At 61.2% G+C, this 21,876-nt stretch carries 20 protein-coding genes; 5 read left to right on the top strand and 15 right to left on the bottom strand.

Features of this window, described 5'->3' with window-relative positions; genetic code table 11:
• Nucleotides 1–33 precede the first annotated feature (33 nt).
• From M5C71_RS14925 to M5C71_RS14945, 5 genes are all read right to left on the bottom strand, one after another.
• A complete protein-coding gene (locus M5C71_RS14925) occupies nt 34–738 on the bottom strand; it encodes an AAA family ATPase (protein ID WP_103496689.1) in 705 nt (234 codons plus the stop codon).
• Nucleotides 738–1,481, bottom strand: coding sequence for an ABC transporter permease (locus M5C71_RS14930; protein ID WP_248768133.1), 744 nt, complete (start codon nt 1,479–1,481; stop codon nt 738–740). The genes M5C71_RS14925 and M5C71_RS14930 overlap by 1 nt, the downstream gene beginning before the upstream one ends.
• 528 nt (nt 1,482–2,009) lie before the next feature.
• Nucleotides 2,010–2,831 carry a helix-turn-helix transcriptional regulator gene (locus M5C71_RS14935; RefSeq protein ID WP_103496693.1) on the bottom strand — a complete coding sequence of 274 codons (822 nt, stop codon included), beginning with the start codon at nt 2,829–2,831 and terminating at the stop codon, nt 2,010–2,012.
• Between the two features lie 5 nt (nt 2,832–2,836).
• The gene (locus tag M5C71_RS14940) at nt 2,837–3,388 is read right to left on the bottom strand and encodes a kinase inhibitor (RefSeq protein WP_248768134.1); all 552 of its coding nucleotides are present in this window, start codon (nt 3,386–3,388) and stop codon (nt 2,837–2,839) included.
• A gap of 213 nt (nt 3,389–3,601) precedes the next feature.
• Entirely contained in the window at nt 3,602–4,504 is a 903-nt protein-coding gene (locus M5C71_RS14945; RefSeq protein WP_248744790.1) for a DUF2167 domain-containing protein, read from the bottom strand.
• Between the two features lie 235 nt (nt 4,505–4,739).
• Between M5C71_RS14945 and M5C71_RS14950 the strand changes: the two genes are divergently transcribed.
• Nucleotides 4,740–6,287 carry a hypothetical protein gene (locus M5C71_RS14950; RefSeq protein WP_248768135.1) on the top strand — a complete coding sequence of 516 codons (1,548 nt, stop codon included), beginning with the start codon at nt 4,740–4,742 and terminating at the stop codon, nt 6,285–6,287.
• Nucleotides 6,288–6,485: 198 nt separating this feature from the next.
• Here the strand turns inward: M5C71_RS14950 and M5C71_RS14955 are convergent, their stop codons facing one another.
• Complete coding sequence (locus M5C71_RS14955) at nt 6,486–6,800, bottom strand: helix-turn-helix transcriptional regulator (protein WP_103496699.1); 315 nt, start codon at nt 6,798–6,800, stop codon at nt 6,486–6,488.
• Nucleotides 6,801–7,174: 374 nt separating this feature from the next.
• Here M5C71_RS14955 and M5C71_RS14960 point away from each other — a divergent pair, with 374 nt between their 5' ends.
• Nucleotides 7,175–8,866: a GGDEF and EAL domain-containing protein gene (locus M5C71_RS14960; protein ID WP_248768136.1), complete on the top strand. Its 1,692-nt coding sequence runs from the start codon at nt 7,175–7,177 to the stop codon at nt 8,864–8,866.
• On the opposite strand, the gene M5C71_RS14965 is transcribed toward M5C71_RS14960, so the two are convergent.
• Entirely contained in the window at nt 8,846–9,622 is a 777-nt protein-coding gene (locus M5C71_RS14965) for a transporter substrate-binding domain-containing protein (RefSeq protein ID WP_248768137.1), read from the bottom strand. The two genes, M5C71_RS14960 and M5C71_RS14965, sit on opposite strands and share 21 nt — an antisense overlap.
• Nucleotides 9,623–9,767: 145 nt before the next feature.
• On the opposite strand from M5C71_RS14965, the gene dnaX reads away from it, so the two are divergent.
• From dnaX to recR, 3 genes are all read left to right on the top strand, one after another.
• Nucleotides 9,768–11,909 carry a DNA polymerase III subunit gamma/tau gene (dnaX, locus tag M5C71_RS14970; protein ID WP_248768138.1) on the top strand — a complete coding sequence of 714 codons (2,142 nt, stop codon included), beginning with the start codon at nt 9,768–9,770 and terminating at the stop codon, nt 11,907–11,909.
• Nucleotides 11,910–11,974: 65 nt separating this feature from the next.
• Nucleotides 11,975–12,301 carry a YbaB/EbfC family nucleoid-associated protein gene (locus tag M5C71_RS14975; RefSeq protein WP_100939147.1) on the top strand — a complete coding sequence of 109 codons (327 nt, stop codon included), beginning with the start codon at nt 11,975–11,977 and terminating at the stop codon, nt 12,299–12,301.
• Nucleotides 12,302–12,506: 205 nt separating this feature from the next.
• Nucleotides 12,507–13,109, top strand: a complete 603-nt coding sequence (recR, locus tag M5C71_RS14980) for a recombination mediator RecR (RefSeq protein ID WP_100939148.1) — start codon at nt 12,507–12,509, stop codon at nt 13,107–13,109.
• An 83-nt stretch (nt 13,110–13,192) separates the two neighbouring features.
• On the opposite strand, the gene M5C71_RS14985 is transcribed toward recR, so the two are convergent.
• The 8 genes from M5C71_RS14985 to M5C71_RS15020 form a co-directional block, all read right to left on the bottom strand.
• Nucleotides 13,193–13,525, bottom strand: coding sequence for a hypothetical protein (locus M5C71_RS14985; RefSeq protein WP_247263002.1), 333 nt, complete (start codon nt 13,523–13,525; stop codon nt 13,193–13,195).
• A 151-nt stretch (nt 13,526–13,676) separates the two neighbouring features.
• Nucleotides 13,677–14,603 carry a glycosyltransferase family 2 protein gene (locus M5C71_RS14990; RefSeq protein ID WP_103496703.1) on the bottom strand — a complete coding sequence of 309 codons (927 nt, stop codon included), beginning with the start codon at nt 14,601–14,603 and terminating at the stop codon, nt 13,677–13,679.
• A 16-nt stretch (nt 14,604–14,619) separates the two neighbouring features.
• Nucleotides 14,620–16,035: a lipid II flippase MurJ gene (locus M5C71_RS14995; protein WP_248745000.1), complete on the bottom strand. Its 1,416-nt coding sequence runs from the start codon at nt 16,033–16,035 to the stop codon at nt 14,620–14,622.
• Nucleotides 16,036–16,059: 24 nt separating this feature from the next.
• The gene (locus M5C71_RS15000) at nt 16,060–16,881 is read right to left on the bottom strand and encodes an acyltransferase (protein ID WP_248744798.1); all 822 of its coding nucleotides are present in this window, start codon (nt 16,879–16,881) and stop codon (nt 16,060–16,062) included.
• On the bottom strand, nt 16,878–18,266 hold the full coding sequence (locus M5C71_RS15005) for an O-antigen ligase family protein (protein ID WP_103496705.1): 1,389 nt from the start codon (nt 18,264–18,266) through the stop codon (nt 16,878–16,880). The genes M5C71_RS15000 and M5C71_RS15005 overlap by 4 nt, the downstream gene beginning before the upstream one ends.
• Nucleotides 18,266–19,366 carry a glycosyltransferase family 1 protein gene (locus tag M5C71_RS15010; protein ID WP_152737306.1) on the bottom strand — a complete coding sequence of 367 codons (1,101 nt, stop codon included), beginning with the start codon at nt 19,364–19,366 and terminating at the stop codon, nt 18,266–18,268. Before M5C71_RS15010 ends, M5C71_RS15005 begins: the two co-directional genes overlap by 1 nt.
• Nucleotides 19,357–20,574: a glycosyltransferase family 4 protein gene (locus tag M5C71_RS15015; RefSeq protein WP_103496707.1), complete on the bottom strand. Its 1,218-nt coding sequence runs from the start codon at nt 20,572–20,574 to the stop codon at nt 19,357–19,359. The genes M5C71_RS15010 and M5C71_RS15015 overlap by 10 nt, the downstream gene beginning before the upstream one ends.
• Entirely contained in the window at nt 20,571–21,854 is a 1,284-nt protein-coding gene (locus M5C71_RS15020; RefSeq protein ID WP_248768156.1) for a beta-galactosidase, read from the bottom strand. Before M5C71_RS15020 ends, M5C71_RS15015 begins: the two co-directional genes overlap by 4 nt.
• Between the last annotated feature and the right edge of the window lie 22 nt (nt 21,855–21,876).

Below are 21,876 nucleotides of genomic sequence, written 5' to 3' on the forward strand. Positions count from 1 at the left end.
CGAGCTCAAGCTCAGGGCTGTCGAGGCGTTGCCTTAAAAAGCTGCAGCTTTTATAAACGCCTCATCAAGTGATTTCGCATCATAGGTTTCCATGAAAGTGTGGCGGTCGTCAAATCGCTTGAACCGCTTTTGACTTAACATATAAAAGTAGTCGCAGTGGTTAATAATTTCATCGACATTGTGCGAGGAAACCAGAATAGCGGCACCTCTTTTGGCTGCTCCGTGCAGACACTGCCAGATATAGTGACGAAATTCTGGATCGACACCTGCAGTGGGTTCGTCCAGGATGATGAGATCCGCGTCTATTGACAAGAGCGAAAGGGCAAAAAACCAGCGCTTTTCTCCATAACTGCATAAAGCAGACTTTTTTTTCCAGATCTCTTTGTAGCGATTGATGATGCCGGGACTCCATTGTGAAAGCTTGTGGAGTGTTTGCGACTGGGTATTCTGTGTAGAGGAGCAAAGCAGGTTGGTCATTTCGAAGATATCGAACATGCGTAGTGCAGGCGGTGTCATGAGTATCTGAGATAGATAGAGCTCTTTTGAGAAGCTGTTTCGGACATCCCCTCTACAAGGCGTCTTCAGTTTGCAGATGATATCAAAGAGTGTCGTTTTTCCAGATCCATTTGGACCCAGTACCCCGATAATGGTGCCGGGGCGTATCGTCATTGTTGCGTTTTCGAAAATTATTCGATCGTGATACTTGAAATCTATTGAATCTATCGTTAGGTTTTTCATTAGTAGCGGCTCCAGACAGGGTTGATGCGCAAAAATTTGATAGTGATAAGCAGGCTTGAAACGAATAAAAATAAAGTGAGTAGGGTGAATGTCGTTTTTCTTTTGAAACCGTTCTCAATCAGCTCGGTGGCGTGCAATAAGGGGTTGCCCAGATTGACAGCTTCAAGTAAAGGTGTCGTTGAAAGCGAACCGGATAGACCAAGGATCAGAAGGGCGAATGAAAAAATAGAGAATAGGGTATTTGCGTTTTGGAAGTTTAGTGGGAGGAAGCTGAAGTAGATGCCGATTGAGCAGAATAGTAGGTAGCAAATATAAAATCTCGAAATAATACCCAGGAGTTCCAAGGTGGAGTAAGCACCGAAGGGCGGGCGAGTGGCAAGGTAAAACACGACGCAATAAATCATGGCAATGACCGAGTAGGCGAGGGCTTGGGCCAGGATAAAGATTCGTTTCGCTTCGTGATTGTAAATGAATGACCGAATGTAGCCGCTTTCTCGACGGCCTATGATGTAAAAGGAGAATCCAAACAAGGCAACATTGGAAGAAATGTAGGCATAGAACCAGGCTGTGTGCTCGATGTAATCCCCTGAGACTGAATTCATCCAGCCTCTGGACAGGGCCAGGAGATAGAAAGCGGCACACGGCGAAATAATAATCCAGAATAAGGCAATGGGCTCCTTGAGTTGCTCTTTTATGAAAAGCCATGCCAAACGACTTGAACGGAAAATAATTCGACTTTGCATGGGGTTATCCTTTATGGAAATGGAACCATCATCGATTTTCGTTCAGGGATTATGTCGTGCTTGAATTGAGATGAGTGTTTTTCGGTGTAAACAGCTATTTTTTATCGGATGCTGGCTGCTGTGATAACTATAATTTTCATATTGAAGCTGTGTCAAATGCGAGCGAGTTTGTCTGTAGGAATTTTTACTGAACTCTCGGAAGGCAGCCATAGTCGCTATTTTTTAGCGCGGTTCGGGGGAGGGTACTGAAACGAGATTTATGAAAAGAAATGCCAGATTTTTTGTAGGTTGTTTCATACGCTAAATGAAGATAACTTCTGTTCGTGAGGCGACGAACGGTCTTCGAAGAGTTTCTATTTTCGAGATTGCTGTTCGGCTCAACGATCACTATTGATTTAGTGATGCAGGGTTAGAGTGTTGCGAGAAAAACGGCATGAGGCCATGTCTGCAACTCTATTTTTTGAATAGAAGGCGCTTTATAGAATCGAAATAAACGAAGAGATTTAGCGGGTTTATCTTTGTCTTGGATTACAACACTGCCCGCAACTCCCGCGGCGACAACCCATAATGCTTGCGAAACCGCACGGCAAACCGTGAAGCCGAAGCATAACCACTGGCTGCCGCAATTTCCCCGATGGGCCGCGGAGTGACCTGCAACCACTGCAACGCCATCCCCAGCCTGACGTTCTCCAGGATATTGCTGAAGCTATCGTCCTCGTTCGCCAACTGCCGTCGCAACGTCGACGCACCAAGGTTCAGGCGCTCTGCGACACTGGCAACGGTCCAGTCCCGTGCCGGATCGCTCATGACAATCTGCTGCACGCGCTCACACAGCGGATCTCGACGGTCCAGTAGCACCGGGCCGGCCCAACCGCCCAGGGCCAACGCCAACAACACCGCTTCCGCATAATGCGTGCGCAAGGCATCCGGCGAGTCGGCGTTGATGCAGTCCAGCAGGTTTTCCCAGGCCTGGGTCGTATGCCGATCCAGCGGTACGCACAACTCCTGTGTCGCCGCGCGTCCGGGGAAAGTATTGATCTGCTGGCTGTAACGAACGCTGAAGGCCCGCAACAACTCCGTGGGAAAGGTCACTGCATCGGCGATGTAGTAACCCTGTGCCCCGGGATAGTTGCTGATCCCCACTTCGCACCCCGCCGGCATCAGGATCAGATGCCGTGGACCCACGCGCATTTGCCGATCATCCCAGCCCATCAGCTTTTCGCCCTGGCGGACACGGCACAGGGTGGTGACGAAAATCGGCACCCGTTGCAGTGCATGGGGCTGGCGCGCCTGTATGACACTGGCGCCGATACGGCTTTGGCGATGCTGGATGCCGGCGGGGGCGTTCATGGTTCCTAGCGTCCGTAGGGGGCGGTGAGGGTGGCTTTGCCCAAGGCGTTGGCGTTGAGCATGTAACCTACCATGGCGCCGCTGGATTGTTCATTGACCGGCAGTTTATCGACCTTCAAGGCCCAGACGGTGAATTGATAGCGATGCGGTTTATCGCCGGCCGGCGGGCAAGCGCCGCCGAAGCCTGATTGACCATAGTCGGTGCGGCCCTGGACGGCACCTACGGGCAGTTGGCTGGCAGTAGGGTTGCCTGCGCCAGAGGGCAATTCGTGGGTGGAAATCGGGAGGTTGACGACTGTCCAGTGCCACCAGCCGCTGCCGGTCGGAGCATCAGGATCGTAGACGGTGATGGCAAAGCTTTTTGTGCCGGCCGGAGCATTTTGCCAGGACAGTTCAGGCGAGGTGTTGCCGCCTTCGCAGCCAAAGCCCTGGAACACTTCGCGGCTGCTCAACGGCTTGCCGTTGGCGATGTCGCGGCTGGTGAGGGTGAAGTCGGCGGCCTGGGCGCTGAGGCTCAGGCCGAGGGTGAGGGCGGTGAGGAGAAATCGGGTTTTCATGCTGATCTCGTCTTGGTAGGGAGAGGAGATACAAGTGTATTGAGGGACTGAACGGGTCGTTGTGCCGTTGCGCTCGGCCATTGTGCCGAAACGCTCAGAGTGTTTTTTACAGGAGCGGGCTTGCTCGCGCGATTGTCGTCGCAAGAGAGCGGGGCGTCAGGCGCTCCGCGTCATCGTTGACGTTTATCGCTGGCAAGCCAGCTCCCACAAGGGTTAGCGCTTGAACAACTTGCGGAAGAACCCGGCAACCACCACCAGTCCCACCACGATAAATTTCTTCAGGGCCAGCAGCATCACGCCGATCTTGGCGAACAGCCCGGCCTTGGCCGCAAGACCGCCCGCCACCAACGCCGCCAGCCCATAGGGTGCCAGCTTGTCGGTCTTGGAGTCATAGTCGGCATAACGGTTGCCGTCGGTGAAGTTGGTGAACGCCAGAATCTTCGGCGTTTCCAGCTTGATGGTCTGCAAATCGGCCATCGCCGCCACCGCGTTGAGCTCCAGGACTCCCTCGCGACCCAGCACGCGGATGCTGTAGTTCAGGGTGGTCTGTTGCGCATCGTCGGCCTTCAGCTCACGGGCCCAGTACATCTTGTGGCTGCCCTGGTCGTAGCTCGGTGGCTCGGCCCAACCCAGCAGCGACAGGCCGGCATAACCCTGCTTGTGACGCTCCTTGTTGTTTTCCTCATCATCGGCCTGCATCTGCTTGAGCAGGTCGGCGTAGTCGATCTTGGCCGCGTCATCGTCGGAAATATGCCCGTCGTTCTTGTAGCTGACGATCACGCCCCAGCCATTGTCCGCCAGCGGGCTGGTCGACTTGGGAATGATCATGCCCAGGGTCTTGTGACCGGGCGGGTTGCCCCAGCCTTCAGTCAGCAGACGCTCGGTGTCGGCCGGCGACAGGTAGTAGAAATCGTCATTGAGTTGCAGGGTGGCAATGCCACTGGGCAAGGTGATATTGCCGTGCTGCTGCTTGAGGGTCGCCAGCCATTGTTCAGTCGTTTGGTGGGGCGGGGTGCTGGCGGTCGGCGCCGGAGCGGGAGAGCTGGCGGCCAGGGCAGGCAAAGTGAGGCTGCTGAGCGCCACTGCGGCCAATAGCTGGCGCAGATGATGTTTCATCGTAGTCCCTTACATTTTGAATTAATTTGGTCGGCAGGATAGCTGAAGGGGCGAAGGTCGCGCTAGAGAAGGCGTGTAGTCGCTTTCAGGGGGCTTGGGGTGGTGTGACGATGGATTTGTGGCACTCTGGTGCCATTGATACAGCGTGTTTTTGGCCAGGATTGCGAGGCAGCAAATGGCACGAGAACGGTATCCATTCCAGGCGTCCTCACGAATCTACAAGCAGGCTCGCGAGTTGGCCGACAAGCTGCGTAAAGCCAGCATCGCGGGGAGCCGTCATTGCTTTTCCAGGACGTCGGACAGCCTGGCCGCCCAAGGCCTGGGGCTCTTGCAGAGCGATGAGCAATGGCAGTCGGCGATTGAATGGGCAAGGAACGATCTGGATGCCCTGGCGCGCCGGGTTGACCCGAGACTCGCCATTCCCGCACTGATCGAGGCGGTGGACGATTTCTATTACGGCCAGAAGAACTGGCGCAAGAAGGTGCCTTGGTGTGGCTCGTCGTTGAAAACGACGATCGCGCTCATATGGCCCAATCGCAAGGAACCGTTGGCCGTTGATAGAAGCGCCGCCCAGTTGCTCAAGTTGGTCAATGCGGCGATTGCCTGGGAGCAATTGAGAGAGCTCTACGAGAGCAGCCAGGTTTTCAACTTTCAAGCGGTCAGTCTCAAGTCCCATGGATTTGCGTTTTCAGACAAGGCTGACCAGGTGCTGCTGGGGCAGTGGAACACCATGGCGGCGCCCTATGGTGAAAACCAGAGAACGCTTGAACATTCGAAAGCGGTTATCTGGAAGGACCTCTTGCGGTTTTCCCAGGCCGTCTCTCTCGTCCTGTCGGGGCGTGACTCCACCACGATTGAATTGTTTGCCGGAACGGTCTTTGCGCTGGCCGGAAAGAACCCGGCATTCTGGATTGGGCTCAATGCCCGGCTGGTGTTGTTGGCCTGTGTGCGTCACATCAAGTCGACCGGGTCGAAGCGCATGGCCGGCGTGGTGCTATTCGAGGATCTGCCTATTGTCACCGATGCTTTCGGTGATGACCCCGTGCTTGCGAAACAGTCTCTCGAAGCTTGTTTTTGGCAGGAGTCCTGGTACCCGGACCGAGTGAGGAGCTATCCCTCGAACATGTTGGTCGAGCGGCCTGTCGTGCGGATTGATGACAGGACATTTTCCACAAGCGTCATGACCATAGTCGACTCCGTGAATTGTTTTGTTGAACACTCTGTTTTCCGCTACGTGGGCTATGGCGGGGCTCCTGTGGACGATGAGTCCTTTCGCGTGCATGTCTCGCAGCCTTTTGAAAATGCCGCGGTGCAATTGCTCCGCAAGGCCGGCTGGAAAGCCGGTGGGGTCAGTGATTCCGGATATTGGCAAGCCACGGAGTCTCGCCTGGAGCACGAGAGTGGCCAGAAAGTGCCCGGGGAAATCGATGTATTGGCATTGCACCCCTCCGGGCAGGTCGCCCTTCTGATCGAGTGCAAAGTGCTCAGCCAGCCTTTTTCAATGAGCAAGTTGAGCAATGTGGTCGGTAAGTTGGGCCCCTCCGACAGCGAGGGTTTTCACTCCAAACTCGAGAAAAAAGTCGCTTGGGCCGAAGCGACCAGCGCCATGAAGGGCGTGCAGGTCGTTGGTCTGCTGTTGGTGGAGCATGGGAGTTTTCTCGGGAGAAACGCTGCCCATCTGGTCGTCGAGATGCGCCAACTGGAAAAGCTTGTCGCGCAGATCGATGAAAAGGCTGGATGCGGGGCATGGGGCTGCACCCAGTTTTTCAGGGCCGTGCGATAAGGGCAGCCGTTGGGCCACATGATCAGGGTCTTGCCGCGCAGGTCGGCGGCCCGATTGTCTTGGGCAGTGTACTGGTGCTCAATCTGGAAGGGCGGCGGCAACCCGCCACGGTGTCCGCCCAGCCCCGCAGCAGCGGGGTGGGGCAGCGCAGTGTGTAGCCATTTGGCGAGCGTATTCTGGTAACAGACAGGCGTGAGACTAAGGCTTGGACAAGGCTAGATCGACCGCCGCGATCAGCTTTCCCAGGTCCTTCGGGGGAGCGTTGTGGATGACGCCGAACAGGTAGGCACGCTGCTCGTCTTCGTCAGCCAGATCTGTGAAAAAGGCTTTAAGCTTCACCCCCAGGACATCGGCAAACAGGAACAAGGCCTCGACGCTGGGGGTGTAACTGCCGGTTTCGAAGCGGCTGATGGTTTTAGGGTCAAAACCGGTTTTCTCTCCGAGTTCAGCCTGAGTTAGCCCCGCTACCTTGCGGTAGCGCCTGATGGCCGTACCCAAACTTGAAATTTCCATCGCTCAATTCCCATTTAGAATCAAGAACTTAACGATAAATCTTTACATTAGACAACGCCATGGTTCATCACCTTCTATTGCATAATGTGATGTAATTCGTAGAATCAGCATTTAGGACAGGTATTTGGTGATCCGGTTTCCGGTGAAATATTTGTGAAACGGGAAATCCAGGCATTTCTTGGGTGTCCATGCCGTGACGGTCATAAGCCCTGAACAACGCATTGTCTCAGGACAGCCAAAAATACCTGTCCCAGCCAATGATGGCCTTCATTTAATCCTAGTTGATCTTCGTCGAAGTACGGCCAGGCGATGCCGCCAGGCGCGGTTGTGCTGCGAATTCGGGACAACCTCTAGCCGCCCAGGTGAGCTGATTCATGGATGAGACGTATCGCAGGGTCGTGGACGTCGCCGCCATTTTCTCCGAGACCGACCTGAACGGGCGGATCACCTACGTCAATGATCCATTCTGTGTGATTTCCGGTTATAGCCGTGATGAACTGCTGGGGCAGAATCACCGCATCTTGAACTCCGGCTACCACCCGTCCGGATTTTTTGTCGATATGTGGCGCACCATCGCCCAGGGCCAGGTCTGGAAAGGCGAAGTCTGCAACCGCGCCAAGGACGGTTCCCTGTATTGGGTCGACAGCACCATGGTGCCGCTGCTGGATGAGGCCACCGGGCAGGTCCGCAAATATGTGTCGATCCGTTTCGATGTCAGCGAAAAGCTGCGTCTGCTGCATACCCTGCAGTGGCGGGTGGGGCACGATGTACTGACCGGCCTGCCCAATCGGGCGTTTCTGTCGGACCTGCTGAACCAGGCCCTGGATTTTTCCCGACGCGAAGCCATTCCGCTGGCGGTCTGCATGCTCGACCTGGATGGTTTCAAGGCGGTCAACGATGGCTATGGGCATGCCAGCGGCGACCGGCTCCTGGTGGAAGTGGCGGAGCGCCTGCGCGGCATCATGCGCGGGGAGGATGTGGTGGCGCGGCTGGCAGGTGACGAGTTCGTGCTGATTCTGCGTTATGTGCACGACGCCGAGGAACTGAACGCCGCGTTGCAACGGGTGCTCGGCGCCATTTCGGCACCCTATTCGATACTCGGCCAGACCGTCCATGTGGATGCGAGTATCGGCGTGACACTGTTTCCCTCCGATGACGAGGACGCCGATACCCTGTTGCGCCATGCCGACCAGGCGATGTACCTGGCCAAGCAAGGTGGGCGCAATCGTTTCCATTTGTTCGACGTGTCCCTGGACCAGGAGGTCAAGGCCACTCACCAGACCGTGGCATTGATGCGTCAGGCCCTGGCCAATGGTGAGTTCCGCCTGGTCTATCAGCCCAAGGTCAATATGCGCACCGGCAGCGTGGTCGGGTTCGAGGCGCTGATGCGCTGGCAGCACCCGCACGAAGGTCTGCTCCAGCCCCAGGCGTTCCTGCCGCTGGTGGCCCAGACCGATGTGGTCATCGATATCGGCGAATGGGTCATGGACCAGGTCATGGCGCAGATGCAGGCCTGGCGCCAGGCGGGGCACGAGTGGCCGGTCAGCCTCAATATCGCCGCCCGGCATTTCCAGCGTGGCGATTTCGTCGAGCGTCTGCGCGCCTTGCTGATGCGCCACGCCGAGGTGCCGCCGCATATGCTCGATCTGGAGATCATCGAGTCGGTGGCCATCGAGAACATCCAGCGGGTCAGCCAGTGCCTGCAAGACTGCCAGACGCTGGGGGTGCGTTTTTCCCTGGATGACTTCGGCACCGGTTACTCGTCCCTGAGTTACCTCAAGCGCCTGCCCAGCCAGACCATCAAGATCGATCGCTCGTTCGTGCGCGATATTCTCCATGACCAGGATGACCTGGCCCTGACCACGGCGGTGATCGGCCTGGCCCGTGCGTTTGGCCGGGAAGTGATTGCCGAGGGGCTGGAGTCCGCCGAGCATGGTCGGTTGCTGATGAGCCTGGGGTGTGAGGTGGCGCAGGGCTATTTCATTGCTCGGCCGATGTCGGCGGACGAGGTGCCGGCCTGGGTCGAGGCGTTCGAGCCACCGGCCTTATGGCGCAGTGTCACCTGATTCGAGCGCGTCCCTCTGGTCGTCATGCCCGGTATAGAGGTGGATGGTCCGGTCGATTTCCCCGGACATTTTCATGCGCAGCAAGGTCCTGAGGATGCGTTGTACCGGCAGGGCCGGGTCGTTGCGCACAAAGCAGCCCACGGCGTCTTCCTGCACGACCGTCACCGCGTGCAACTGTTGGTCCGGCATGCGGGTCTGGTTGAACCAGTCCAGTGCCCATTGGCTGCTGATGGCGTAGGCGTAGCGGCCGACCTCAAGTTTTTGCAGGACCTGTTGCTCATTGCGCGCCTCGTCGCGGATGAACCGACCGCTTTCGAACTGCGCCTGTATGGCCGGGTACGAGTAGCCCAGTACGGTGCCGAGTCGTTGTGGCTCAAGATCTTTCAGGGTCATCGCTTTGGGCGGCTTGGCCTTGCTGACCAGCAGGTTGCGCTGGGTGAGGAAGGGGATGCTCCAGATATAGTCGCCGGACTGGTTCGGTAGCCAGGATTGCGCGGCATAGCAGCGCACATCGATTTCACCGCGTTCCATGGCGCTCTGCACTCGGGCGCGGGCCAGCACATGAAACTCGGCCGGGCTGCCGACCTGGTGGGCCAGGCTGGTCATCAGGTCATACAAAATACCCTGGGTCGGTTGTCCGTGCTCGATCTCTATGATCGGCATGCTCCAACTGTCGGCCACGGCGAAGCGCAACGGCGCCGGGGCAGCGAAAGCAGGGGCGGTCATCAAGGCCAGGGCGTAAAAAACTGCACGCATCAAACTCTCCGGCGGGAGCACCACAAGGCCGCCAATCCATGCACAAAGTGCAGCTTAACCAGATTAGCATCCCATGCCGGATGCATTTTTACCCCTGCTCCGCTAGCATTAGCGGTCTTCCGCTTCCCCGACGCGATGGTTATCGATGAGTTATCAGGTTCTTGCACGTAAATGGCGTCCGCGCTCGTTCCGCGAAATGGTCGGCCAGACCCATGTGCTCAAGGCTCTGATCAATGCCCTGGACAGCCAGCGGCTGCACCACGCCTACCTGTTCACCGGTACCCGCGGTGTCGGTAAGACCACCATCGCGCGGATCATTGCCAAGTGCCTGAACTGCGAGACCGGCATTACCTCGACCCCCTGCGGGACCTGCTCGGTCTGCCGGGAGATCGACGAGGGGCGCTTCGTCGACCTGATCGAGATCGACGCCGCGAGCCGGACCAAGGTCGAGGACACCCGCGAACTGCTCGACAACGTGCAGTACGCCCCGAGCCGCGGGCGCTTCAAGGTCTACCTGATCGACGAAGTACACATGCTCTCCAGTCACTCCTTCAACGCGCTGTTGAAAACCCTGGAAGAGCCGCCACCCTACGTCAAGTTCATCCTGGCGACCACGGACCCGCAGAAACTTCCGGCGACGATTTTGTCGCGCTGCCTGCAATTCTCCCTGAAGAACATGACCCCCGAACGGGTGGTCGAGCACTTGACCCACGTGCTCGGGGTCGAGAACGTCCCGTTCGAAGAGGATGCCCTGTGGTTGCTGGGACGCGCCGCCGACGGTTCGATGCGCGATGCCATGAGCCTGACCGACCAGGCCATTGCCTTCGGTGAAGGCAAGGTCATGGCCGCCGATGTGCGGGCGATGCTCGGTACCCTCGACCATGGCCAGGTCTTCGACGTGTTGCAGGCGTTGATCGACGGTGATGCCAAGGCCCTGCTCGAAGCGGTGCGGCATCTGGCCGAACAGGGGCCGGACTGGAACGGCGTGTTGTCGGAAATCCTCAATGTGCTGCACCGCGTGGCGATCGCCCAGGCGTTGCCGGAGGGTGTCGACAATGGCCATGGCGACCGCGACCGGGTGTTGGCGCTGGCCCAGGCCCTGCCGGCCGAAGATGTGCAGTTTTATTACCAGATGGGTTTGATCGGCCGGCGCGACCTGCCGCTGGCGCCAGACCCGCGAGGCGGTTTCGAGATGGTGCTGCTGCGCATGCTGGCGTTCCGTCCGGCCGACAGTACGGCGCCGCCGAGACCGCCGCTAAAGCCAGTGGGGATCAGCCAGGCCACAGTTGATTCCGCACAGAGTGTGGCTGGCGCAGCCGTTGCCGCGCCAGCCGCCCCTGTGGCACCCGTGGTCGCTGCTGTTGCCGAGACGCCGGTGGTAGCGGCTGCGCCTGCCGAAGTGGCAGCGCCGATTGCCGCGCAACCGGTGCCCGTTGCTGCGCCGGTCGAAGCCGTGCCGGTGGTGACCCCTGTCGTGGCGGCCGCGCCGCCACCGGCCGAGCCCGTTGTCCCGGCGGTGGAGGTCGTGGATCTGCCGTGGAACGATCCGGTCGAGCCCGAGGAAATACTGCAGGAGCCTGCTGTCGAACCGGTGCTGGAAACCGTCGCCGAACAGCCGGAGCTGGCGGCCATGCCGCTGCCGACGCCGGACAGCGTGGTTCCGGATGCGCCCGAGTGGGTCGCCGCGACCCTGCCCGAGCCGACGCCCGCCCAGGTGGAGGCCGCGACGCCGGGTCCGGACCTGGACGACGAGCCGCCGTTGGATGAAGACTATATCGAGCCGGATATCGATTCGGCCTACAGCTATCTCGACGAACTGGCCAGCGAGCACGCCGCCGATCCGGCCCCGGAGCCCGAGCCGCAACCCGCGGCGGCCCCGGCCACCGGCCTGGCGCTGGAGTGGCTGGAATTGTTCCCGAAACTGCCGGTTTCTGGCATGACCGGCAGCATCGCGGCCAACTGCACCTTGATGGCGGTCAGCGGTGACGACTGGTTGCTGCACCTGGACCCGGCCCATAGCGCCTTGTTCAACGCCACGCAGCAACGCCGTCTCAATGACGCCCTGAACCAGTATCACGGGCGTGCGCTGAAGCTGACCATCGAGCTGATCAAGCCCGAGCAGGAAACCCCGGCCCAGGCGGCTTCCCGTCGGCGCCACGAACGCCAGGACGAAGCGGTGGCGTCGATTCATGCCGACCCGCTTATCCGGCAGATGATGCAACAGTTCGGTGCGGTGATCCGTGGCGATACAATCGAACCTGTCGATGCCCTGGTGGTCCAGGGCTAATAACTGAACGATGCCAGGCCTTTGCCTTGCATCTCTTTGTACATGTAACTCTTGAGGTGATTCCCATGATGAAAGGTGGCATGGCCGGCCTGATGAAGCAGGCGCAGCAGATGCAGGAAAAGATGGCCAAGATGCAGGAAGAACTGGCCAACGCCGAAGTGACCGGTCAATCCGGCGCCGGCCTGGTGTCCGTGGTGATGACCGGTCGTCATGACGTCAAGCGCGTCAGCATCGACCCGAGCCTGAAGGACGAAGACCTGGAAGTGCTGGAAGACCTGATCGCCGCGGCGTTCAACGATGCGACGCGCAAGATTGAAAGCAACAGCCAGGACAAGATGTCCGGCATGACCGCCGGCATGCAGCTGCCGCCGGGCTTCAAGATGCCGTTCTAAGGCGCCAGTTGCCTTACCTTGTAGGAGCGTGGCTTGTCGGGACGCCGCACCGCCGCGAAGCTTTTAGCGGTCCGAGGGCTTCTTCGTCGGAACGACGCCGGACCAAGCTTCGCTCCTACAAGGAATTGTGTTCCAGCGTGATCCCCGGACGCTGGCTTGAGGCGCGGCTATAAACCGCGTCTCGTGTTCTGTCGGACCCTTTGCCATGAGCTTCAGCCCCCTGATTCGCCAACTGATCGATGCCTTGCGGGTACTCCCCGGCGTCGGCCAGAAAACCGCCCAACGCATGGCCCTGCAACTGCTCGAACGTGATCGCAGTGGCGGCTCGCGCCTGGCCCAGGCCCTGGGCCAGGCCATGGAAGGCGTCGGCCACTGTCGCCAGTGCCGCACGCTCACCGAAGACGACCTCTGCCCACAGTGCGCCGACCCTCGGCGTGATGACAGCTTGCTGTGCGTGGTCGAAGGCCCGATGGACGTCTATGCCGTGGAGCAGACGGGCTACCGTGGCCGTTATTTCGTGCTCAAGGGACATCTGTCGCCCCTCGATGGCCTCGGTCCGGAAGCGATCGGTATCCCGCAACTGCTGGCGCGCATCGAAGAGCAGGGCAGTTTTACCGAGATCATCCTCGCCACCAACCCGACGGTTGAAGGCGAAGCCACGGCTCATTACATCGCCCAACTGTTGGCCAATAAAGGCCTGATCACCTCGCGTATCGCCCATGGCGTGCCACTGGGTGGGGAACTGGAACTGGTGGACGGCGGAACCCTGGCGCATTCGTTTGCCGGACGTAAGCCGATTTCGCTGTAAGCCCGCCCGGCGCTGGCCGCAACCTTTGAGGTCGCGAGGTTCCCGGGCGCGCCCCGGCGGCGCGACGCGGGTAACGGGTGAGGTCAGGAGGTCAGCAGCAGCAGGATCTGGTCCATGCGATTGTTGGCAATCCAGACCAGGGGCGCGCCGATGACCGCCGCGGCGCCGGCTATGTAGGTGAGTCGGCCCTTGATGGATTTCACATCGTTGCGCACCTCATTGAGGTCACGGTGGATGTATTCGAAGCGGGTTTCCAGCTCTGTGATTCGGGGTTCCATAGCATCGCCTCCAGGGGTACGGATCGTCTTGGCCTTGTCATGGCGGGGCGGGCGTTGCGGTTTGGCGTCGTGATGGCCCGGCTCGTGGGCCGCGGCGCTCAAGTGCGGTGCCGCGCAGTGCTGTAGCTCGACTTCCATGTGAATATGCTTCCTCGATGGTTCAGGTCCAGAGTGTTATTCGCTCGATAAAAAGAGCTTGAAGAAGTTCGCCTTATTTCGTCTCTGGGTCAATTGGGGTTGTTCGCTGATGGTTATCGGAAAAATCCTCATCGTTTGAAGGTCTGCCAAGTCAGGCGTGCGGGCTGTCCCAGTAGCGCTTGTACATGCCCAGGTTCTTTTTCAGCCGCCTGGGCAGATGCCGCTCTTGCTGGCTCAGTTTGTAGGCGAGCAGTTTCACCGCATTGCGCCACAGTGAGCCGGGCCAGGCCAGGCAACGGGCGGGGCCGAGGAACTTCAGCTCCGAGATCACGTAGCGCAGGCCCTCGCCGCCGGCCCCGCCGAACTGCTGGCGGATCCACGGCTCGCGGGCGTGAAAGACGCCGATATCGAAGTAACGTCGGAACTCTTCACCGAGGCTGTAGTTATGGGAATGCCGGCAACGGGCGCTGCCTTCGTAGGCGACCTTCCAGCCGGCCTGGAGCATTTTCGCGGCGACGTACATGTCTTCCGACAGGATCACATGCTGCGGGAAGCCACCGACCTGCATCAGTGCCTGGCGCCGATAGGCGGAAAAGGAATTGGAGATGAAGGCGGTCTTGATGCCCAGCCGGGGGGCGTCGGCCAGGCTCTTGACCTGGGAGTCCGGCGGGTAGTTGAACAACCTGGCGTGCTCGGCCAGGGGCGTGGCATCCAGGTGTGGCAGTTGCCGACCGCAGACGGCGCCGACCTGCTCGTCGGCAAACGGCCGGACGATATTGGCAATGCCGTCGGGATCGTCCAGGTAGGCATCCTGGGTCATGAACACGTAGAGCTCGTAGCCGGGGTTGTGTTCGACCATCCATTGGCGGGTGCCACCATGGTTGAAGTCCTTGCTGTCGATGCGTTGCACCCGTGGGCAGCGCGCGCAGGCCAGCTCGAAGGTGCCGTCGCTGGAGCTGGAGTCGACAATCAGGGTGTCGAAGGTCGCGGTCTGGAGCGCCAGGGAGTCGAGCAGGCGTTCCAGGTCGCGGCGTCCGTTGTAGGTCGGAATCACTACGGCCACTTGAGGGGTCGACATTGTTCGGTCTCCAGGTTCAGCCGGGCAGGGCGCGCCAGGGGCGCAACCACGCCGCCAGGGCAATCAGCAGGATCAGGCTGCACAGGCTGCTCAGGCCCAGTTGCAACCAGATGCCGTGCAGCGGATGCAGGACCCGCGCGGCCACGACCATCACTGCCAACCCCAGCAAGGCGTGGCTGCGCCACGGTACCAAGGTTTGCAACTGTTGGCGGCGGATCAGCAGCAGGCCGGTGAGTATCACCCCGCAGATGGCGGCCAGGGCGATGCCGATCAATCCGAGGAAATACGGCAGTACCGCCAGCAGCAGGGCATTGAGCAGGCTGCCGGTCAGTTCGCAGGTGAGTGGCAGGCGGGTGTCGCCGGCGGCGTAGGCGTAGCGGGCGAGCAGGGCGTTCCAGGCACCGAAGACCAGGGGGATCGAGAACCAGGCCAGCAGTTCCGGCAGCGGGCTGTCGGCGGCCTGCTGGGGCAGCAGCAGACTGACCAGGGCCCCGGCGGCACCGATCAGCCCGACCACGGCGGGCAGGGTCAGCAGGCTGGCGCTGGCCAGGCCCTTGCGCAGCAGGTCCAGGCGTTCGCTGCCCTGGCTGCCGCTCATCAGGCCGAGCAGCACCTGGTTCAGGCTCATCAGGGCGATCAGCGGCAGGTTGATCAGTTTGCGCGCCAGGTTGATCCAGGTCACGGCGCCTTCGCCGAGCAACGACGCGACCATGCGTTCGAGCAGGGCCAGGCCCTGGCTGGCGAGGTTGCTGCTGAGCAGCGGGCCGATGCGTTGCAGCAGTTCTTTGACGGCGCCGGGTGCGTGGCCAAGTTGCCAGGGTTTCCAGCCGCCGCGGTACAAGGCCGGCAGCAGCAGCGTCGGCATCAGCAGGCTGCCCAGTACGCAAGCACTGGCCAGGCCGGTCGGAGTGGCGGCCTGGCGCAGGAAGGCCAGGTACAACACCGGCGGCAGGTTGAACAGCAGCGAGCCGAGTCCGGCCAGGACAAAACGTGAACGGGCCTGCAAGGGCACGCAGAACAAGGCATGCAGGATAAACCCGGGGGCGCACCAGGCCAGCCAATGCAGACTGGCCCCGGCCAGTGCGTAGCCGTCGCTGTCGAGTCCCGGTCCGATCAGCCGAACCCATAATGGTGAGCCGACGCCCAGCACCAACGCCAGCAGCAGGCCGCAGAGCAGCAGCCGGGGGGCCATCGCGCCAAGCCAGGCGGTTTGTTCGGTGGCGGTGCGTTGTTGGTAGAGCGGTAGCGCCGCCGCGCTGAGCAGGCCGGCCGCCAGGGCCATGCGCAAGGCTTCGGGCAGGAACAGCGCCACCAGGAAACTGTCGCTGCGCCCGCCGGCGCCCCAGGCGGCGACCAGCAGCCACTCGCGGGCGAACCCGGCGACGAGGCCGGTGAGGGTCGCCAGGGTCAGCCACAGGGTGGAACCGAGCAGTTTCGAGTCAGGCATGCCCGCGGCTCAATGGAACAAAGTGAACAGGCCTTTGCCGCCCACCTTGTAGTTCAGGCCGCGGCAACGTTCGCCCTTGATCGCCGCGTCCGGCCCGCCGACGATGGCGTAGGCCGGAACCGGCTTGGAGACCACGCACTGGCCACCGACCACCGCGCCTTCGCCGATATCGGCACCGAACGAGAGCAGGGCGCGACTGGCAATCCAGGCATAGTCGCGGATATAGATCGGCCCGCCGACCGCCCAGAACTCCGGGGCCTGGACGTCATGGCCGCCGGCAATGATCAGCACGTGGGAGGCGATGGTCACATGGTCGCCAATGATCAGGCCGCCACGGGCATCCAGTTGGCAATGCCAGCCGACGGTGCTGTCGTTGCCGATGCGCAGGTTGTTCACCCCCAGCACCTCGGTGTTGCGCCAGACCGTCGAGCCCTTGCCGATCTTCGCCCCGCCCGCGCGCAACCAGAGCAGCCTCAGCGTATGGCTGGGAATCTTGCAGATGAGTATGTTGTAGGCCAGTTCCCAGCCGCGCAGCATGCGGTCGCGCAGGGTCGGCCAGTTGATCCCGTACAACGGGATCAGCTCGCCCTTGACCTCGCGGCCGAGCAAGGCATAGAACCGCCGGGCCAGGGGCGGCTCGATTCGCGATTCGATGTTCAGGTAGCTGATGAAACACAGCATATTGCCCTTGAGCGGCTGTTCGAAACACACGTCGTTTTCCAGCATCCACTGGTAGCTGCCTTCCAGTTCCTCCAGCCCTACGCCCATCTTCTCGGCGTATTCGGGCAGGGCCTGCCTCAGGTTCAACGAGTGGAATATGCGGTGTTTCATGGGTGGATTCCTGGCAGAGGGGTGGCCTTGAGCTTGAGACGCCGTGTTTCGTGCAGGTTCAGGCCCAGCATCAGCCAGAACAGGGCGATCAGCACATTGGTAAAGCTGAAATAGTGGTCGAAGAAGCCGCTGAGCAGCGCCGCCATCAAGCCGCAGGTAGTGCCGAGCCAGATGGCGTTGTCTTCGTTCAACTGGAAGGCGGCCAGGGAAGAGCGGGTGTCGCTCCACCAACTCCAGATCACCGCGGCAAACAGGACCAGACCCGGCACGCCGAGTTTGTAGATGAAGTTCAGCCACAGGTTGGAGATACCCCACAGGCCGGTGCCGGGCACGGGCGGCTCGACCTTGAAGCCGATGCCGAAGGGGAACATGGCCATGGCGTTGGGGAAGTGTGAGTATTCGTCGAAACGCACATTGGTACTGGCGTCGTTGCTGGAAAAGAGCCCCAGCAGGCGGTCCTGCAACGGCGGGTAGAACATCAGCAGCAGGCTGCCGAACACCAGGCCGGCGAGGATCACCTGACCGGCGTAGGGCACGCGTTTGCGGGCCATCCAGAACAGGACGATCAGCAGGCTGACCAGCGCCCCGCGTGAGCCCGAGAGCAGCAGGCCGATCACGCCCAGGCTTGCCACCGCCAGGCCCAGCGTGCGCCTCCAGCCTTGGCGGGCCAGCCCGTAGCAGAACGCCAATGGCAGCAGCAGGGTCATGGCGCCACCCAGGGCGTTGGGGTGCATCCAGGGCGAGCCCATGCGATTGGACAGTGCCGACAGGCTGTCCCCCAGCACCTCGATGCTGCCATAGCCGAGTGCGGCCAGGATCGGAGTCATGCCGGTGGCGCTACCGTTCTTGAGGAACACCGGGATCGACAGCAGCAACAGCAACAGGGTCCCGAGCAGCAGGCCGGTGACCACCTGCTCGCGAGCCTTTTGCTGATCGAGCAGGCGGGGCACCAGGAACAGCACCGACAGGTTGAGCAGCCAGCGGATCCAGTTCACCAGGCCGTTACCTTCGGCGTTGATCGTCAACTGGCCGACGATAAACGGAAAGGCACTGAACAACATCAAGGCCACCAGCCAGCGCTCGGTGCGCAGCAGGGGCGTTTTTTGCGGCAGGTTGTTGAACAGGCTTTGTACCAGCACGCTGCCCCAGACCAGCAGGATCAGGGCCTCGGACACCGTGGTACGCAGGCCGACCTGGATCGTCGAGTAGGGCAGGAAGGTGGCGAGCACGCTGAACAGCAGCAGGCCCCAGAGCGGATGGCGGATGATGGTCACCACGCCGCCGATGGCGACCAGCACGACCGCCACCTTGAACGGCGGCAGCAGCCAGGCGAGGATGCCGAACAGCAATCCGAACAACAGGGCGATGGGCAGCGCCAAGGGCATTATTTCAGCTCCTCGATCAGGTGGTTGAAGCGCTCCTGGTAGGCCGCGGTGCCATAACCCGCGGCCCAGGTCCGAAGTGCCTCGGGGTCCTCGGCGGGGGCGTCGGCCAGACCGATCATCAGCGCGCTGAGGGCCGGGCCGTCAGTGGGCGAGAAGCGCGGGCTGTGCGGTGGCGTGATTTCGTCCAGCGCCGACCCGCTGGCGACGGCCACCGGGGTGCCGACGCTGAGGGCTTCGATCACCGGCAGACCGAAACCTTCGGCATAAGACGGTTGCCACAAACGCTCGGCCTGTTGGTACACCCCGTGCAGTTGTGCATCGCTGAGGCCGGTCAGGTAATGCAGGCCCGGCAGGTGTTGCAGCGACGCGGGCAGGTCCTCGGGGGCGCCGATCAGCACCAACTCCGGTACCTGCGGCGATTGCTGGCGGGCGGCGTGCCAGGCGCTGACGAACCAGGGGATGTTCTTGCGCGGCTCACGGGTGCCGACGGCCAGCCAGTAGCGTTCAGGCACTTGCAGGTCGCTGATGTCGGCGGCCTCACCGACGAAACCGGTGACCAGGTTGGGCAACACACGGACCTTGTCGCGGGCTTCGGGAAACAACTTGACCAGTTCGTCGGCGGTGTATTGCGATGGGGTCCAGATCCGGTCGGCGACCTTTACCGAATGGCCGATGGAGAGGCGGTCGGTGGCCCGGTAGACGCGTTCCTTGAGTTTCGAACCGTGGCTGTTTTGCAGGGTCAGCTGGAACAGGTCATGCAGTTGCAGCACATAACGCATGCCGGCGGGCTTGCGCCCTGGCGGCAGGCCCATGTTGAAGTTGCAGAGGTAGACCTCGATCCCGGCTTCGCGCAACGCGCCGGGCAGGAAGCCGGCCTCGAAGCGCAGGCGTATCGGCAGACGGTGTACGCCGAACAAGGGCGAGCCCCATTTCGGACAGTGGACGCGGCGACGGATCGGGTGATCCTCCGGAGCTACCCCGAACAGTTGCAGGCTCACCTCGGGATGGGCGCGCAGGGCTTGCTCCAGGGCCAGGTTCTGACGGCCGATGCCGCTGTGGGTGTAACCCGCTGCCGGGCGATAATCCAGACCTATGCGCATACGGATTCTGCTTCCTTGAGGTGGGGGAGGCGGTTATAGACCGCTTCCAGTTGTGCGGCGGCCACGGACCAATCGTGTTCGGCCTTGACGTAGGCCCGGCCGGCTTCGGCGATCTGGTGCAGGCGCGACGGGTGTTCGAGAAGTTCGGCGAGCATCCGGGCCAGGGCTTGCGGGTCTTCGCTGCCCAGATAGTGTTGGCCGTTTTCGACCTTCAGTCCCGACACGCCCTGGCCGGTGGTGACCACCGGCAGGCCGGCGGCCATGGCCTCCAGCACCTTGAGCTTGGAGCCGCCGCCCTGGCGCAGCGGTGCGAAGAACACCGAGGCTTTGCTTTGCAGGGTGCGCAGGTCGGGGACAAAACCTTGCCATTCGATTCGCGGATCGGTCCAGCGCGCGCGCCAGGCATCCGGCAAGCCGAATCCGGCAATGGCGAAACGGACCCCCGGATTGAGCAGCCACAGGGCCGGGAGAATTTCCTCCAGGGCCCATTCGACGGCGTCCAGGTTCGGACTGTATTCGTAGTTGCCGATAAATAGCAGGCGTCGGGCGTGGAGGTCGGGTTGGACGCCGGCATAGAGGCCAGTGTCGACGCCGTTGACCACCACCGCCACCGGCTTGCCGGTCTGCTGGCGCAGTACCGTGGCGTCGTCGCGGGTCACCGCGATCAGTTCGGCGGCCTGGCGAAACACCCGGCTTTCCCAGCGCCGATAGCGTCGCTGGTCATATTGCGTGAAGGGCTTCATCCAGCCTGGCAGGCGGTCATAACTGGCGGCGCCGAGGGCCGACTCGACATTGTGCTCGGTGAGAATAAAAGGCTTGCCGGCATCGAGCAGTGGTTGTTCGAAGGGCTGGAAACTGTAGCTGTGCTCGATCTGGATCACGTCCCAGTCTTCTTCCAGCAGGGTGCGCAACCGGGCCTGCAACTGCGGCGCCAGGCCGTTGATCGTGGCCAGCATCGGGTAGGGCGCGAGCAGCACGCCGAGCAGGGTTTTCAGGCTGCGTAACGAGCGTCGCGGGACCACGATCAGGCGTTCGACAATCGGCGCCAGGGCATGGCGGGTAGCCTCGTCGACGTCGGTTTTCGATTGCACCAGCAGGGTAATCCGATGCCCGCGCGCGGCGAGGCTGCGCAGCAGGTGAAATTGCCGGGTCTTGCCGCCACTGGTGGTGGGCCAGGGCAGGTAGGGCAGGGTCCAGAGGATTTTCATGGCGTCCACACCAATAGCTGCAGGCTGGTTTTCAGCGGCACGGTAATGGTTGTGCTGTCGCTCAGAGTTGTCTGGGTGCCGGTCAACGGGTCGAACAGCGTCGCCTGGGTCACACCGGGCAATTGCAGGCTCTGGCCGCTGGCACTCCAGAACATCCAGACATGGGCGCCGTCATTGCGGGTCCAGGTGATGTTGTAGAGGTCGGCGGGCGCATTGCTCGACGACGGGGCGTCGGCCGGCTGGAGGGCCGGGCCGGTGACCGTGAGGAAGTTCTTCAGGGCGTTATACACCGGCTTCGGCTCGCCGTTGAGGTCGAGCAGGCCGTAATGCTGGTCGCGCGGGGTGGTTCGCTGATCGAGGTCGCTGAGGTTGAACAGGAAGATCCGTTGGTAGTCCATGGCGCTCATCAGGGCCAGGCGTCGCAGAGTGTAGTCGGCCTGTCCGTCGACGCCGATCAGTGCCTGCATTTCCTTGGGACCGTCATAGCTCGACCAGCCCCATTCGGTGGCCCAGACCTGGGTGACGCCCTTGCCGTGCAGATCGCTGTTCATGGCATTGCCCCTGAGCAGGAAGTCCTGGGCCGCGGCGTCGTCGCCTTCCGGGAATTGGGTATAGGGGTGATAGGCAGCGATGATGTTCTGGCCGGCCAGTCCCTGGCCCAACAGGGCGTCGAGCATCAAGCCGGGGGTACTGTGCATCTGGCCGAAGTAAGCGACGCCGGCGGTGGCGATGGCTTTGCCCGGCACCTGGGTGCGGATGGCATCGGCGGTGGTGCTCAGCATCTGGTAGTAGGCTGCGGGATCTTCCTTGGGCCGCCAGATGATGTTCGGTTCGTTCCATACCTGCCAGGTGCTCACCTGGGGGTAACGCTGGGCCAGGGTGACCATGCGCGAGGCGAACAGCTTGAAGTCCGTCGGTGGATACTGGTCGCTGCTCGGGGTGCCGGCCGGGGCGCTGCTGGCGAACGGCGGCGAGCCGACCAGGTAGGCGACGGTGTTGTAGCCATGGCTCTTCATCGCCGCCATGGCAGCATCGAGTTCGCTGAACTGGAAAGCCCCCTGTTCGGGTTCGATGATGAACCAGTGCAGGGTCAGGCGCACCCAGTTCAGGCCCAGTGCATCGAGCTGCGTCATCTGTTTCTGGTAGATGTCCGGATCGAAATACTGGAACTGGGCGTTGACCCCGAGAAAGTTTTTCCACTCCACCGCGCGGGGCGCCTTGAGCGTCGTCTGGGCGGCGACCTGGGGACTCCAGGGGATCAGGCTGACGGCGAGCGCCATCAGCAACAGGGCCGGGAACCAT

The sequence above is a fragment of the Pseudomonas sp. MWU12-2345 genome (assembly GCF_023242385.1).
GTDB lineage: Bacteria > Pseudomonadota > Gammaproteobacteria > Pseudomonadales > Pseudomonadaceae > Aquipseudomonas > Aquipseudomonas gingeri_D.

Bases quoted from the DNA above. Each gene is read 5' to 3' on its own strand.
- M5C71_RS14925 (WP_103496689.1), bottom strand. From the start codon at position 738: ATGAAAAACCTAACGATAGATTCAATAGATTTCAAGTATCACGATCGA.
- M5C71_RS14930 (WP_248768133.1), bottom strand. From the start codon at position 1,481: ATGCAAAGTCGAATTATTTTCCGTTCAAGTCGTTTGGCATGGCTTTTC.
- M5C71_RS14935 (WP_103496693.1), bottom strand. From the start codon at position 2,831: ATGAACGCCCCCGCCGGCATCCAGCATCGCCAAAGCCGTATCGGCGCC.
- M5C71_RS14940 (WP_248768134.1), bottom strand. From the start codon at position 3,388: ATGAAAACCCGATTTCTCCTCACCGCCCTCACCCTCGGCCTGAGCCTC.
- M5C71_RS14945 (WP_248744790.1), bottom strand. From the start codon at position 4,504: ATGAAACATCATCTGCGCCAGCTATTGGCCGCAGTGGCGCTCAGCAGC.
- M5C71_RS14955 (WP_103496699.1), bottom strand. From the start codon at position 6,800: ATGGAAATTTCAAGTTTGGGTACGGCCATCAGGCGCTACCGCAAGGTA.
- M5C71_RS14960 (WP_248768136.1), top strand. From the start codon at position 7,175: ATGGATGAGACGTATCGCAGGGTCGTGGACGTCGCCGCCATTTTCTCC.
- M5C71_RS14965 (WP_248768137.1), bottom strand. From the start codon at position 9,622: ATGCGTGCAGTTTTTTACGCCCTGGCCTTGATGACCGCCCCTGCTTTC.
- dnaX (WP_248768138.1), top strand. From the start codon at position 9,768: ATGAGTTATCAGGTTCTTGCACGTAAATGGCGTCCGCGCTCGTTCCGC.
- M5C71_RS14975 (WP_100939147.1), top strand. From the start codon at position 11,975: ATGATGAAAGGTGGCATGGCCGGCCTGATGAAGCAGGCGCAGCAGATG.
- recR (WP_100939148.1), top strand. From the start codon at position 12,507: ATGAGCTTCAGCCCCCTGATTCGCCAACTGATCGATGCCTTGCGGGTA.
- M5C71_RS14985 (WP_247263002.1), bottom strand. From the start codon at position 13,525: ATGGAAGTCGAGCTACAGCACTGCGCGGCACCGCACTTGAGCGCCGCG.
- M5C71_RS14990 (WP_103496703.1), bottom strand. From the start codon at position 14,603: ATGTCGACCCCTCAAGTGGCCGTAGTGATTCCGACCTACAACGGACGC.
- M5C71_RS15000 (WP_248744798.1), bottom strand. From the start codon at position 16,881: ATGAAACACCGCATATTCCACTCGTTGAACCTGAGGCAGGCCCTGCCC.
- M5C71_RS15005 (WP_103496705.1), bottom strand. From the start codon at position 18,266: ATGCCCTTGGCGCTGCCCATCGCCCTGTTGTTCGGATTGCTGTTCGGC.
- M5C71_RS15010 (WP_152737306.1), bottom strand. From the start codon at position 19,366: ATGCGCATAGGTCTGGATTATCGCCCGGCAGCGGGTTACACCCACAGC.
- M5C71_RS15015 (WP_103496707.1), bottom strand. From the start codon at position 20,574: ATGAAAATCCTCTGGACCCTGCCCTACCTGCCCTGGCCCACCACCAGT.
- M5C71_RS15020 (WP_248768156.1), bottom strand. From the start codon at position 21,854: ATGGCGCTCGCCGTCAGCCTGATCCCCTGGAGTCCCCAGGTCGCCGCC.